A 14,592-nucleotide genomic window follows, 5' to 3' on the forward strand; every position below is an offset into this window, starting at 1 on the left:
CCGGGTCAGGCGGCTTCCTGGAAATCCATCTCCGGCGGTTGTCGGCGGAAACCACCCGTGAGCACCGCCAGGTACACCACGCCAATCGCCAGCCAGCTCAGGCCCAGATACACCGCCAGGTGATCGAGGCTGACCATCAGCCACAAGTCCGCCGCCAGGCCGATGAACGGGAAGATCAGGAACAGGATCAACTCGCGCAGACCCTTTTTCTCGCCGCCGATCCAGTAGTGAAAAATTACCGACAGGTTGACCAGACTGAACGCCAGGAACGCCCCGAAGTTGATGAACGAGGTCGAGGTGGTCACATCGAGTTTCAGCGCCAGCAAGGCCACCACCGCACACAGCAGGATGCTGTTGACCGGCGTGCCGAAGCGCTCGTGCAAGGTGCCGAAGAATGACTTGGGCAGCACACCGTCACGGCCCATCGCGAACAACAAACGCGAACCGCTGGCCTGCGCCGACAGACCCGAGGCGAACTGCCCGACGATCAGGCCGATCAGGAAGATCGACACGAACAGATCACCGCCAATGTTGCGCGCAATCTCGTAGGCCGCCGAGTCGACGCTGTCGAACTGGAACGAAGGATGGGCGATCTGCACGAAGTACGAGACGCCAACGAAAATCAGCCCACCGATCAGGGTGATCAACATGATTGCCCGAGGGATGGTGCGACGTGGATCGCGGGTTTCTTCGGTGAGGGTGCTGACCGCATCAAAACCGAGGAACGAATAGCAAGCGATGGCCGCGCCGCTCATGATCAGCGGCATCTGCATGTCGCCATTGAGGAACGGTTTGATCGACCACAGCGGCGTGCTGGCATCGCCGCCGACGTAATGCACGCACAGCGCGACGAAGGCAATCAGCACCAGGAACTGCACCAGCATCAGCAAGGCGTTGATGCCGTTGGCCAGCTTCAGGCCAATGATGTTGATTGCGCTGGTGATGCCGATGAACGCCAGCACCCAGATCCACTGCGGGATCGACGGGAAGGCCGACGCGAGGTACGCGGCGCCGATCAGCCAGATCGCCATCGGCAGAAACAGATAATCGAGCAGCACTGCCCAACCGGCGATGAAGCCGAGTTTCGGGCTGATGGCCTTGCGCACATAGCTGTAGGCCGAGCCGGCCACCGGGAACGCGGCGGCCATGCGCCCGTAGCTCATGGCGGTGAAAAACATCGCCACCAGTGCCGCCAGATAGGCGGCGGGCACCATGCCGGCGGTGGACTGGGCGAGGATGCCGAACGTGCCGAGGACAATGATCGGCGTCATGTAGGCGATGCCGAACAGCACCACCGACCCTAGCGAAAGGGTGCGTTGCAAACGAGCCATGGGCGACTTACTCCGGATTTTATTGGATTTATGGCAGAGGCCGAGTTCGGCGAATGTTTCGGGTGTTGCTGATCGTTCCCACGTCGAGGCGTCGAACCGTCTGCGTGGGAATGCCTCAATGGACGCTCTGCGTCCGCTCTTGGGACGCAGAGCGTCCCGGGCTGCATTCCCACGCAGAGCATGGGAACGATCGGGTACAACGGGTCAAGGAATCAGCAGCTCGCGTACTCCAGAAGCGTGTTCAACCACCTCCCCCGGCAACCTCAACCGCTGATCATCCAGATACCGATAATCCTTGCGCGCCAGCTCCAACTGGCCGAAATCCAGCTCAACACTGAACCGCCCTTCCTCACGCCCGGCCTCGAATAGCACCGTGCCCAGCGGATCCACCAGCGCACTGCCGCCGGCAAACATCAACCCGTCATCCCCGGCGTCGACCCGATTGACCATCAGCGCAAACGCCTGGTTTTCCTGAGCCCGGGCCATGATCGCGGTGCGGTGGGTCGGGCCGTACGGGTCCATGTTGCCGTTGGTCACGATCAGCAATTCGGCGCCCAGTTGCGCCAGGGCCCGGGCCGACTCGGGGAACTCGATGTCGTAGCAGATCAGCAGACCGACGCGCACGCCGTTCCACAGGCAGGTGGCGTAACGGTCACCAGCCTCGAACACACCGCGATCAGAGGCCCAGAGGTGGGTCTTGCGGTATTTCAGGGCGATGCCTTCGGGAGTCATCAGCAGCGTGGTGTTGTAGAAGCGGCCGTTGTCGTTTTCGGCCATGCCGATCACCACGGCAAGGTTGCGCTCGCGAGCGGCGGCCTGCACGGCGCTGACGGTCGGGCCGTCCAGTGGTTCGGCGATCTGCGCCACGGTGTCGGCGGTCGGAAAGCCCATCAGGTGGGTCTCGGGGAACACGATCAATTGCGTGTCGGCGGCGCAGGCCGCCATCGCCGCGAGGGCGCGTTCGAGGTTGTACGCCGTGTCTTTGTCACGGCCCGCCAACTGGGCGAGTTCGACTTTCATGGGTAGTCCTTGTTATGAGCGCCGGGCGCCGAAAGATTGCCCGGCGGCTGTCTGTGGGCCAGTATGCTTCGCATTCGACCGGCCAGGGAATTACGCGGCCGGGGTAACCCGATAGGGGTAGAGGCATGACTCTTTCGTTTGACGACATCACCTGGCACCGCGCCGTCGGGCAGTTGATCGACGCCCTCGACAAGCCGAACTTCTGGGCGCAACTGGTGCGTCTGCTCGACCAGTACGTGCCGTTCGATAGCTGGGTGGCGCTGCTGTTCAGCGCCGACCGCCACCCGCAGGTGTTCGCCGAATGCCCCGGCGCGGATGGCAGTCCCGATCAGTTGTTTCAGGATTACCTGCGCGGTCTGTACCTGCTCGACCCTTTCTACATTGCCTGCCGCGAGCAATCGCGCACCGGGTTGTATCGCCTGTCGGAGGTCGCGCCGGAGCACTTCGAACTGACCGAGTATTACCAGCGATACTTTCGTCTGAATGTGGTGGCCGACGAAATCCAGTTCAATTGCCAACTCGAAGGCGACCGCACGCTGTGCCTGTCGCTGGGCAGTCAGCAGCGCTTCACCGGCGAGCAGATTGCCCTGCTGTCACTGATCCAGCCGTGGGTGCTCGGCCTGTTGCGCCAGCGCCTGCCCTATGAAATCAACGAAACCGTGGCCCTGGCCCCGCCCCCTGCGCAACCGGACTGGCGGGTGCAGCTCGAAGCGTCGGTGCAGCAACTCAAGGGCGCGCAACTGACCGCCCGGGAACTGGACGTCGGGCGCCTGATGCTCAGCGGTTGCTCCAGTAAAGAAATCGCCCGTAAGCTGGAAATCTCTGTTGAAACCGTGAAAGTCCATAAGAAACACATGTACAGCAAGCTGGGGATCAAGTCCCAGTCGGAGCTGTTTTCGATCTTTCTGCAGGCGCAGAACGCCTGACTGCCGCAAAAAAACCGTCCGAACCAAGGAAACCGTATGAGCCTGTCACTCCTGAGCCGCTACGCCTTCTTTGCCGTCTGCGTGATTTTCACCCTCGCCAGCCTGCCCTTTCTCGAACATGACTGGCTGTGGCCGATCACCGCCGTCACCGGCGTATTGAGCCTGATCGGTCTGTTCGACCTGATGCAGAGCCCGCACGCGGTGCGCCGCAACTATCCGATCCTGGGCAACATCCGTTATCTGGTCGAAGGCATCCGCCCGGAAATCCGCCAGTACCTGCTGGAGTCCGACAGCGACGCCCTGCCCTTCTCCCGCGCCCAGCGTTCGCTGGTGTACTCGCGGGCCAAGAACGAAACCGCCGACAAGCCGTTCGGCACCCTGATCGACGTCTACCAATCCGGCTTCGAATTCATCGGCCACTCGATGCGCCCGGCGCCGTTGAGCGACCCGAGCAGTTTCCGCGTCACCGTCGGCGGCCCGCAGTGCACCCAGCCGTATTCGGCGTCGGTGTTCAATATCTCGGCCATGAGTTTCGGCTCCCTCAGCGCCAACGCGATCCGCGCGCTGAACCAGGGCGCGAAACTCGGCAATTTCGCCCACGACACCGGCGAAGGCAGCATCAGCCCGTATCACCGCGAACACGGCGGCGACCTGACCTGGGAACTGGGCAGCGGCTATTTCGGCTGCCGCACCAGCGACGGCCGCTTCGACCCGGAACGCTTCGCCGCCCAGGCGCAGACCCCGCAAGTGCGGATGATTGAAATCAAAATGAGCCAGGGTGCCAAACCCGGCCACGGCGGAATTCTGCCCAAGCACAAGGTGACCCAGGAAATCGCCGATACCCGCGGCATCCTGATGGGCGAAGACTGCATTTCACCGTCGCGACACAGCGCGTTCTCCACGCCGATCGAGATGATGCATTTCATCCAGCAACTGCGTGAACTGTCCGGCGGCAAACCGGTGGGCTTCAAGTTCTGCCTCGGCCATCCATGGGAATTCATGGGCATCGCCAAGGCCATGCTGGAAACCGGCATCCTGCCGGACTTCATCGTGGTCGACGGCAAGGAAGGCGGCACCGGCGCCGCGCCGGTGGAGTTCACCGACCACATCGGCGTGCCGATGCGCGAAGGCCTGCTGTTCGTACACAACACCCTGGTAGGGTTGAATCTGCGGGACAAGATCAAGCTCGGCGCCAGCGGCAAGATCGTCAGCGCCTTCGACATCGCCAGCGTGCTGGCCATCGGCGCCGACTGGGCCAACTCGGCGCGCGGCTTCATGTTCGCCATCGGCTGCATCCAGTCGCAAAGCTGCCACACCAACAAATGCCCGACCGGCGTCGCCACCCAGGACACCCTGCGCCAACGCGCACTGGTGGTGCCGGACAAGGCCCAGCGGGTCTACAACTTCCACCGCAATACGCTCAAGGCCCTGGCGGAAATGCTCGCCGCCGCCGGCCTCGACCATCCGTCGCAACTGTCGGCCAAGCATCTGGTACGGCGCATGTCGGCCACCGAAATCAAACTGTTCTCGCAGCTGCATGTGTTCCTGAAACCGGGGGAACTGCTCACCGGGGAAGTGAACGGCGAGTTCTATTCGCGGATGTGGCAGATGGCGCGGGCGGACAGTTTTGAGCCGCAGGAAATTGCGGCTGCCTGAGAATCAAACCGGCGCACTCCCTTTACAGATGTTGCGCCGGTCTCCCTTAATATAGGCCATCCTGAAAAGCGGGTAATACGCACGTTTTAAGTGCCTCAACGCCTGGAGATACAATCAGCTCCATCCCTGGACTTCAACAGTGCGATGGAGCTTTGCTGATAATCGTTTTTTTCAACCACCATCGTATCCAACTGCTTTGAGTAACTGCTTAATTCATCAGCATCCGGATCGATTACATAGAAACAAGGCCCCGTACTCCCTGCTTTCAGTTGCCTCTTCAACTCCTCGAAGGATTTTGTACGAACCGACGACCCCAGTATCTGGAGATAATCGGAGTAAACCGAGTTGGCATAGACTGGTAAATCTCTGCCCTCCTCCATTACTTTTTTCACGGGTGATCGCAGATCGCTCTCAATTCTGAACTGGCTGCGATCCGGGTCACTCAAAATAAACGAAGCGGAAACTCCACAAACGAATATCAACATCGTCCACCTGACAAAACCATCACGTACCAGACCAAAACCGTACGACACTAAAACAATTGTTATCGGAAGAAAAACCATTGCATTTTTCAGAGTCAGGATTGGCGTAAAAAACAATGACCTTAGGTAAGCCACCGTCACACCAAAGAACCAGCAAAACAACAAAACCTTCAAAACATCCTTCTTATCCTGAACCCGAAACAACTTCACCAGCGCGAGAACCAGCAAGAACAGACACAGCAGCACTACCGGCAAACTTCCGAACTGCACGACAAACATATCTATAAAAAAACTTTCTGCCGGTTTTTTTATCCACGTCCCGGTCCTGCCAAAGTTTTTCAACAGGTACTGGAACAGTGGAATCAATGAGCTGCAGATCAGCAGTCCAGCGATAGCACTCGCACTAAACAAACGCCTTTCAAAACCAGCTCGAATAGAAAAATAAATTAAAAGAAAAAGCTGCGCCGCCATCGGAAGAAAACCAAAGTAATGGGTGTTCACAAGCATTGAGCCAACAACTGAATACAACAAAACAGTTCTGAAATTTTGTGTCTCAAGCAAATTGAAAAACATCAGGAGCGACCACACCATCAACAAGACCAGAAGACTGTAAGATCTTGTTTCTTGCGCTTCGACGACAAGAATAAAGCTGACCGTGCTCAACAAGGCTGCAATCACGCCAACCCGACGATTAAACAACGCCGCCCCCAAGCAATACATTGAAGGAATTACTGCAACACTCAAGACAAGCGAAAAAATCCGTCCCACCCGTTCCCCATAACCAAAAACCTGATGCACGAGCCAAAGCAAGATCTGATACAGCGGCGGATGAACATCTTCGACGGTCAGCTGAAAAACGGTATTTAAACTATTAGCCGGATTACTGACATTAACGCTAAAGACTTCATCAAACCAAAGACTCCGCTCAAACAGGCCATGGCCTCTCAAGACCCCTCCAATTATCACAAAAATTAATAATGCGACGTGTTCTCTCTGCACCACACTGATTGCTTTTGAAAACATGAACCTCTCCTGTGTTCCGGCGCTGCACCTGCGATTGGAGTATTTATTGTTTGATGTCTACAAACATTACTGCACCCAAACCGACTGCCAGCCACAGCGTGACGAGCCGCAACAAGACTGTTGCCGCAATGGAATCCGGTAAACCGACACCATCCGAAACCAGCAGCCCCACCATCACCGCTTCAGCACTGCCCAACCCACCGGGCATGAAACTCAGCGCGCCGGCCAGCATCGAAACGGCATAAATAAAAATCGCGGATATCAGAGTTACGTCTGCCTTCATCGCCAGCAAAATCCAGTAAAACGCCAACCCTTCCAATCCCCATGCCAGGACGCTCAACAGCGTCGCGCCAATCTGGCGGCCTGGGGTGTGGCAGCTGCGAGACTGATGCAACACATGAACGCAATGGCGTAGTAACCGGGAAAACCAGCCGTGCCGGTGCTCGATGCGCCGATCAATCGCGCTGACATGACCCGACCGGGACACGAGCAACATGCAGCAGGCCAGCAGCACCAGACAGGCGACAATCATCGACAGCCATTCGGGATGAGCGCTCAAACCCAAAAGAGCCAGCGCAACTATCCCCAGCAAGTCGGAAAGTCGTTCACTGAACAACGCAGCAAAACTGTGCACGTAAGGCACATCCCAACGCTTGAGCAGGACGCCGCGCAACGCCTCGCCAGCCTTGCCAGGGGTGGTGGTCAGGGCGAACCCCGCCAGGTAGATTTTCAGGCTTGGCCACCATGGCAACGGATGGCGCAAGGCATTGAGATAAACCTGCCAACGCAAAAAGCGAAGACCGTAGCCAAGCAGAACCAGCCCGATGATTTTCCCTGCCTCCCACCCTCCCACCCGGCTGACCGCCGCGCTCACGGCCGCCCCTCCGCCCCACAGGGAAAGAGCCAGATAAACGAGAGCGGAGCAGACTGCCGAGCCGATCAGAACTCGATAGCGCCATCCGGAGAGCTTCACAGACTGATTCATAGATTCAGTCTCTTGAAAATCGGCTGGGGTATAGCCCGTATCAGACACATGATCCAAGCCCAGAATCCGGGTACGTAAAGCACCGCCTTCCTGGATTCGATGCCCGCGACAATCCGTCGGGCGACTGTCTCCGGTTGTGCAACCAGTAACGCCGGCATCTTCAGCCCCTGCGTCATCGGCGTATCGACAAATCCGGGTTTGATCGTGATCACATGCACGCCCGACTTGAACAGACGTGGGCGTAAACCTTCACAAAATGTGGAAACCGCTGCCTTGGCTGAACCGTAGACATAGTTGCCGGGCCGCCCGCGATCCCCGGCAACCGAGGAAATAACCGCCAGCGTGCCGCTGCGCTGGACAGCCATCCGGTCAGCCAACAGCGTCAGCAGCGCAATCACCGAAGTGCCATTGGTGACGAATGCCTGCACAGTCAGCTCGATGCTTTTTTCGCACGCGGTCTGATTCGGCAAGGAGCCGTAGGCAATCAGGCAAATATCCACCGTCTGCAATGTCGCCAGGCAGTTCTCCAACATCATCGAGTGCGCGGCGATTTCGTTGACATCCATCACGTACGGCGTAACCGCACTCGCACCGCGTATTTGCAGGTCGGCGCAGGTCTGTCGCAGTTTTGGCGCATCCCTGGCGACAAGAAAGAACTGACTGCCTTCAGCCGCCCAATGACGCGCGCAAGCGCTGGCGATCGCCGATGTGGCGCCCACAATGAGTATTTTTTTCATTGAATGACTCGCTGCCAGAAACGGGAAATCAGGGCCGGGTCACGCATCGCTTCCACTTGCTCCCAGGCGGGATAGGCTCGGCGGAAATCACTGCCGCTCATGTGGGCGTCCTTTGCCGGATACAAACGGCCACCCGCTTCCCGGACGATGGCATCGAGGCTCGGCAGGAGTTTTCTGCTCAAGGTTTTGTTCTGTGGAAAGTCCAGCGCCAGTGAGGTGCCCGGCATTGGAAATGACAGCAGCCCGGGCGATGCGATATCGCCGCAGCGCTTGAGTACTGCGAGAAAGGATCCGCTGCCGCTGCGGGCAATGGATTTGAGCAGTTCGGCCAGTGCCGCTGGGGCCACCGAGCTTGGCAAGACACACTGAAACTGCTGGAAGCCCTTGTGTCCGTAAAGGCGGTTCCAGTGCTCGATGCTATCCAGTGGATAGAAAAATGGACGGTAAGCAAGCGTGCGACATTGCCTGATTACCGGTTGCCGTTGCCAATAAAAATGGTTGAACAGTTTCAATGTGATTGGATTGACCAGCGACACGGGCAGCCGAATCGGCAAACGCAGCGAATGTGAAGTGGCAGCCTCAAGCGGACCCGTTTCGCAATGATTGCCGGCCGTATAAACACCCCGCCCTTGCGCACTCCCCTTGGCCAGACAATCGATCCACGCAACGCTGTATTCGTGGCCGGCATCCATTTCACCCGACAGGTCAAAGAATGCCTTCAAGCTGTCAAAGCGCACCCGCAAGGTATCGATGAGGCTGGACTGGATTCTGCGCAGGCGAAGACTTACCCAAGTAATGATCCCCGTCAGGCCCAATCCTCCTATTGAGGCGGCAAACCACTGCGGGTTTTCCGATGCGGAACACACCATCGGCGGTTGCATGGATCGATGCAAACCGAAACTCATCACAGAATGGGCAAACGTGCCGCAGCGATGATGATTTTTGCCGTGCACATCATTGGCCACCGCCCCCCCCAGCGTCACATGTTGCGTCCCGGGCGTAACGTGCAAAAACCAGCCGCGCGGGACGGCCAGTTGCAGAATCTCGCCCAGGGTGATTCCGGCCTCGGCACAAATCCAGCCGTTATCCCAATCGGCATCTATCAAGCGATTCAGAGTACGCATTTGCAACACATGATCACTGGCAGCCAGACAGCTGTCGCCATAGCTTCGGCCATTGCCGAAGGGCAACGAAGAGCCGTAAATTTCGACCACCCGATGCCACTGCGGTCCCAGGTCGGTTTGCCAGTGGCATGGATGGCCGGTTTGTGGAGCGGAGGGGTAATTGCCCCATGACGAGAGCGACAATTGAGTATTCTCCCTGCGGTAACTGAGCCCGTTGACAGTTTCGTGAGTCACTCGAAATAATTGATTTCAAACTTGTTGCTGTGTTCTTCCTCACGAAACGCCCTCAGTACACCTCTAAGTTTGACAGCGGATACTGAGTCCACTGCATAGAGAGACACTGAGTCCTCTGCCGAGGTTATATTTGGAACGACCAACTTCAAACTGGCAACTTTTATAAAATACGCCGGCCGCTTGCTGAACCACTCGTCATAAATAAAAGCGTATTTAACATCGTGACGCCTCATCAAATCACCGATCCACAACGAGTTACTTTCCAAGCGCCCAAATTTCAACACTTCATAATTCGCCAGACCGGTGAGGTCTAGTACATATTGATCGGTCACCAATGAAACCAGCCCCAAATCGTTGACGGCTAACGGCTCATTCAAACGAGAGGCAATCAATGCCATCATGTACTGTTGATTGTAGATATTGGCAGATGCCCATGGCGTACTCAATGTCACATACACAAAGCTGGTAAAGGCCACAGGCAAACAACTGAATACCACTAGCATCCAGCGCCCGCTCAGATACCTGCTGCAGGCCACCAGAAAAAAAAGCGAAACAAATGCAAGCCAATACACTTCATATCGGCCGTACCAACCCGACTTGCCAAATACCATATGCAGCACCGTGACGTTTAACAACAGCAACACCAGTGCCATTCTTCTGGAGTAAATACAGCAAAGCATCAACACACCGAAAACCACCCAACCCCATAGCTTGAATTGCGCCAGCGCATGTGCAGCAAGGGATTGAAGATCGGAAATATCTGATTTGGAAAGTACCGAAGATGGCAACACATCGAGTCCGACGCTTTGCAGGAACAGGCTGAAGGCTGCAAGGGCCATCAGTATGGCAACACCACAATAAACTACTCTCCAGCGCTCACCGCTCATAAAAAGATAGCCCAAGGCGGGAAAGGAAATTGCCAAATCTTCGTAACGTACCAGCGGCAGCAAGAAAATCGCCAAATACAGAACGATCGATACTTTTTGTTCTCCGAAAAACTCTTTACGAATAACACCTGCGGCAATCAAAACCGTCAGATAAACTTGCAAGCTGTGTTCCATCCCGTTGAAGACAAGTCCATATAGATTCAACGAAAAAAACAACCCCATCGCGATCAGCACCGAAAACTGACGATTCAAGCGCTTCAACAAATCAAACATCAACAGAAAAGTCAGAAGCGAAAAGATGATATTCAGCACCAGTGGCGCATAGTAAAACGCATCCCCCAACATTGAGAAAGGCGCAAGCAAAACAGGCCATATAATGCTTGACGAAGGGGCAGAATACTCTCCCGCGTTAACTCCGTAGTGCCCCACCCATATATTCCTGGCCATCTTCATATGAATATATGGATCATCCAGCGTATAGATCATCACACCATGATTCATCATCATGATCGATAGAAACAAAACACCTGCCGGAACAAAAAAAATGAATACGGCTGTCCATACTTCCGGAGCGCTTATGCGCTGACTTGCGGAAACGCTGGTTATGACTTCACCCATTTTTGATTAAACCCTTGATCAGCCTAATGAATAGCCACAGGCACGGTGTGCTCTGGCTTATTCGTTTCATGCCGCCACCCAGAAAATCAGACAAAACACTGCGCCCATTGCCAGGCTCAGGCGATCACGCACGGCAAAGACCACCGGGTCGTCATTCATCCGGCCGCGATGGGTCAGCAACCAGATTCGGGTAATCCAGAGCAGCAGCACGGGGCACGCCAGCCAAATCCAGCGAGGGTGCGCATACAGCGCGGTAGTCGCACCGTCATGGATGTAAAGCGCCAGCACCATGACAGCCAGATACCCGGATGCAGCGCCCAACGAGGAGAGCATTGCCAGATCCGCTGGAAAGTAGTCGCGTCCACCGGTTCTCCCGGTGATGCCGCTGTTGAGCGCCAACAACAGTTCGGCGTAGCGCTTGATCAGCGCCAGGCTCAAAAACATGAACATGGAAAAGGCCAGCATCCAGACCGTCAGTTCCAGTTCGAAAGCAGCTCCGCCAGCAATGATGCGCAGGGTATATAGAAGGGCCAAAGCAATGACATCGAGCGCCATAAGCCGCTTCAGCACCAGCGAATAAACCAGCGTCAGCAAGTAATAACAGGCAAGTACCACCACGAATTGACGCGGCAGCCAGATCCAGGCCCCCGTGAAGGCCACCAGCAACAGCAGAGGAAAAACCATCAACCCGGACTTGATCGACAAATTTCCACTGGCGAAGGGTCGAGCGTGTTTGGTTGGATGCTTGCGATCATCGGCAAGGTCAAGCAGGTCGTTCAGAACATAGACACCCGATGCGCATAATCCAAAAAACAGGAAGGCCAGCACGCCGTACCACAACGACATCGGATTGACCAGTTGATGCGCGGCGAGCAAGGGAATAAAAATCAGGGTGTTCTTCACCCATTGATGAATGCGAAAGGCTTTGTACCAACTCCTGAAGTTCGAAGCGTAGGCACGATCCACCTGAACGACGTTGCCCAAGTGCCTGGCGGCAAGTTCGACACCCGGTAACGGATTGACGACATAGCCTTGCCTGGCGGAACGCCATACCGGGAGATCGTCGAGTGAGTTGCCGACGTAGTCGAATCCCCCGTCACCGTACAGCTCCACCAACAAATCACGCTTATTCATCCCCGACAGGTTGCACTCAAGCGTGGTTGCCAAAACCTCATCGAACACCTTCAGGTGCTCAGCTATGCGTAACGCCAACGAATGATGGCTGGCCGTGGCCAGCACTATTTTCCGGCCGCTGTTGCGTTGCGCCTCGATCATCCATAGAACATCCGGATCGTAGGGCAATGTCGTGACATCGATGGCCGTTGCATGAGCTAACTGTTCTTTCAGGTAGGATCGACCGCGACCGAGCCAGATCAAGGGTTTGCAACATTGCAGCGGGGCCTGCCTCATAAAGGCCATTGCACATTCGAACAACAGATCAGTCTTCAGAAGCGTTCCGTCCAGATCGATGACGAATGGCGTCGTCGACAGGCAAGGGGCATTTACCGACGGTGCATCAGGCAGAGATACGTTCATGGCTGGCGCTCCCGACACAGCACAAACCGGAAAAAGCAGTACCCCAGCAGCAGATTCATCAGGGAAAACCCAGACACCGTCACCAGCCCCGGCAAATTGCGTGAATCGGCAAATACGCCCACGCCATAACTCAAAACACCCATCACGCTCATGAACATCAGATACGCCACCACCGACGTTCGGGTCTCGAACGTGTAGAGCGCGTTCATGTAAAACGAGAAGGATGCGGCAATGCAAAACGCGGCGAAGTTACTGGCAGACTGGTCCAACTGAACCGCGCTGCTCAGTACAAAAAAAATCTGCCAGTGAACCAGCGTTGCGGCCAGGCCGATTGCCGTTTGCGCGGGAAATCCTTTCCACAAGATCCTCATCGTCAATCCTTGCTGTCACTGCAACGGGCGGGGCTTTCACGCTAGGGCAAGGTACGGGTGCGGTCTACTGTCAGAAATTACAGGTAGGCGCTGGTTTCTGACCAACGGTCACCATTGCAATAACCGCCCGTGGGGCGGCTCTTTCATGACGATGAAGCCGTAGTCGCCGATCAGGTAGAGGCGGTAATAGAGGCTGTCCACCAAGGGTGGATAGCCCATCAGACCGGCGTGGGTCGCGTTGCGCCGTTCGCGTTCTGCAACCACATTGGTGATGCCCGCCGACGGCAGGGTTTCGGCGAGCATGAAGTAGTCGATGTTCAGCAAGTAACGCAGCACCGGCAGTTGTTTGAACGTCCCTTCCGCCCCCGCGAGCCAGCGGTCGGAGTACGTCACCGAGAGATAAATCCGTTTGGCTTCGCGCAGTTCTCGATGGGACGAGATGTCGTGGCTGAGGCTGTAGAGCGCACTGCTGGCGAAGGTTTTTTCCATCGTCAGCACCCGGCCATAAGCGAAGGACAGCGACAGCGTGGCCAGAAGCGCAATCGCCAACACCAAAGGCAACCGTTGATGCAGCGGCATCAACCCCAGCCAGGCCAGATAGAACAGCAACATCAACAGCACGCCAAACCCCATCAGGGTGCGTGCGCCTTCATTGAAATCGCGAAACAGCAGGGTCATGCCCGGCACCAGCAGCACAACCAGCGGCAATGCCAGCAGGCAGCTGAAGCTCAGCAGCAAGCCCTTGGCGCGGGACAGGTGGCGCTCGCGAATCTGCCGCCCCAACTGCACGGCGCCGGTCACAGCACACAGCACCAGCGCAATAAAAACCGCCGTGTAACCGCCGTGAAACAGCAGCGCAACCTTCTCCATCACCCGAGCGAGATTGATGCCGATCTGCAGCCACGGATCGGCGCCGGGATTGAGCAATTGCGCGCGCCCGGCGTCAGTGAATGGATAGGCCGTGACGCTGTAGATCAGCACCGCCAGCAGCAGTTGCGCCAGCCGCCAGCCTGACCGGTGCCAGAGTTCATCCCACGGCACTTGCCGATGAACATTGCGCAGCAATTCCAGGCAGCACAACCCGAGAAACACATTCAGGCTGATCTGATACAGCCCGATCGCCAGCGCCAGCAACGCTGACGGCACCAGCCATCGCTGAATGCGTGAAGCGCCGCAAAAAGTGATCGCGTAAATCACCGCGACCAGACTCAGTGCCATGCCGGCCCCGTCGTATTGATAGGACAGGTTCTGCAACAGGAAGGGGTTGTACCAGAGCGGCAACGGCACCAGACAGCACGCCAGGGTCGGTTCGGGAAAATAATGGAAGGTCAGCCGGGTCAGAGCGAACGACATCACTACGGTGGCGAGCAACAGCGGTAATGGAAAAATGTTCGGTGCTGCGCCGGTAAATGTCAGCGCCTGATACAGCCAGTCCATGAACAACCGCCCCTGCGCCGCCCAGGCATTGCCGGCAGCCAGAGTGCGCCAGTTGTCGTCGATGTAGGGGAAGTCGGCGAGGATCAGCGGCAGGATGTAGAGCAACGTGGCGATCAGGAAGAACAGTACGACCTGACGGCGGCCTAGTTCTCGTACGAGAAAATCGCTGATCCTCATACCTGCGCCTCTGTTCACGGCTGCGCTGGAAACGACGTAGATAAACCT

Annotated in this window: 12 protein-coding genes; 2 read left to right on the top strand and 10 right to left on the bottom strand. The window is 56.7% G+C overall.

The features are described 5' to 3' along the window. Positions 1-5: 5 nt before the first annotated feature. Positions 6-1,331, bottom strand: coding sequence for an APC family permease (locus tag AWU82_RS03275; RefSeq protein WP_064383865.1), 1,326 nt, complete (start codon positions 1,329-1,331; stop codon positions 6-8). A 204-nt stretch (positions 1,332-1,535) separates the two neighbouring features. Next, a complete protein-coding gene (locus tag AWU82_RS03280) occupies positions 1,536-2,351 on the bottom strand; it encodes a carbon-nitrogen hydrolase family protein (RefSeq protein WP_064383866.1) in 816 nt (271 codons plus the stop codon). Positions 2,352-2,476: 125 nt separating this feature from the next. On the opposite strand from AWU82_RS03280, the gene AWU82_RS03285 reads away from it, so the two are divergent. Together AWU82_RS03285 and AWU82_RS03290 are read left to right on the top strand one after the other, a co-directional pair. Then, positions 2,477-3,277, top strand: coding sequence for a helix-turn-helix transcriptional regulator (locus AWU82_RS03285; protein ID WP_064383867.1), 801 nt, complete (start codon positions 2,477-2,479; stop codon positions 3,275-3,277). A gap of 36 nt (positions 3,278-3,313) precedes the next feature. Continuing rightward, positions 3,314-4,933, top strand: coding sequence for an FMN-binding glutamate synthase family protein (locus tag AWU82_RS03290; protein WP_064383868.1), 1,620 nt, complete (start codon positions 3,314-3,316; stop codon positions 4,931-4,933). Positions 4,934-5,028: 95 nt separating this feature from the next. On the opposite strand, the gene AWU82_RS03295 is transcribed toward AWU82_RS03290, so the two are convergent. The 8 genes from AWU82_RS03295 to AWU82_RS03330 form a co-directional block, all read right to left on the bottom strand. Continuing rightward, on the bottom strand, positions 5,029-6,438 hold the full coding sequence (locus AWU82_RS03295) for a glycosyltransferase family 39 protein (protein ID WP_064383869.1): 1,410 nt from the start codon (positions 6,436-6,438) through the stop codon (positions 5,029-5,031). Positions 6,439-6,481: 43 nt separating this feature from the next. After that, positions 6,482-7,423 (bottom strand): lysylphosphatidylglycerol synthase transmembrane domain-containing protein, encoded by a 942-nt coding sequence (locus AWU82_RS03300; RefSeq protein WP_064383870.1) that lies wholly within the window; start codon positions 7,421-7,423, stop codon positions 6,482-6,484. Further along, a complete protein-coding gene (locus tag AWU82_RS03305; protein ID WP_064383871.1) occupies positions 7,420-8,160 on the bottom strand; it encodes an SDR family oxidoreductase in 741 nt (246 codons plus the stop codon). Before AWU82_RS03305 ends, AWU82_RS03300 begins: the two co-directional genes overlap by 4 nt. Continuing rightward, entirely contained in the window at positions 8,157-9,467 is a 1,311-nt protein-coding gene (locus AWU82_RS03310; protein ID WP_064383872.1) for an FAD-binding oxidoreductase, read from the bottom strand. The genes AWU82_RS03305 and AWU82_RS03310 overlap by 4 nt, the downstream gene beginning before the upstream one ends. A gap of 47 nt (positions 9,468-9,514) precedes the next feature. Then, positions 9,515-11,023 carry a DUF8728 domain-containing protein gene (locus AWU82_RS03315; RefSeq protein ID WP_064383873.1) on the bottom strand — a complete coding sequence of 503 codons (1,509 nt, stop codon included), beginning with the start codon at positions 11,021-11,023 and terminating at the stop codon, positions 9,515-9,517. A gap of 66 nt (positions 11,024-11,089) precedes the next feature. Beyond that, positions 11,090-12,559: a UbiA family prenyltransferase gene (locus tag AWU82_RS03320; protein WP_064383874.1), complete on the bottom strand. Its 1,470-nt coding sequence runs from the start codon at positions 12,557-12,559 to the stop codon at positions 11,090-11,092. Next, positions 12,556-12,930 (bottom strand): GtrA family protein, encoded by a 375-nt coding sequence (locus tag AWU82_RS03325; protein ID WP_064383875.1) that lies wholly within the window; start codon positions 12,928-12,930, stop codon positions 12,556-12,558. Before AWU82_RS03325 ends, AWU82_RS03320 begins: the two co-directional genes overlap by 4 nt. Positions 12,931-13,038: 108 nt before the next feature. Then, on the bottom strand, positions 13,039-14,544 hold the full coding sequence (locus AWU82_RS03330; protein ID WP_064383876.1) for a glucosyltransferase domain-containing protein: 1,506 nt from the start codon (positions 14,542-14,544) through the stop codon (positions 13,039-13,041). Positions 14,545-14,592: the final 48 nt, after the last annotated feature.

The organism is Pseudomonas glycinae (assembly GCF_001594225.2).
Taxonomy (GTDB): Bacteria; Pseudomonadota; Gammaproteobacteria; order Pseudomonadales; family Pseudomonadaceae; genus Aquipseudomonas; species Aquipseudomonas glycinae.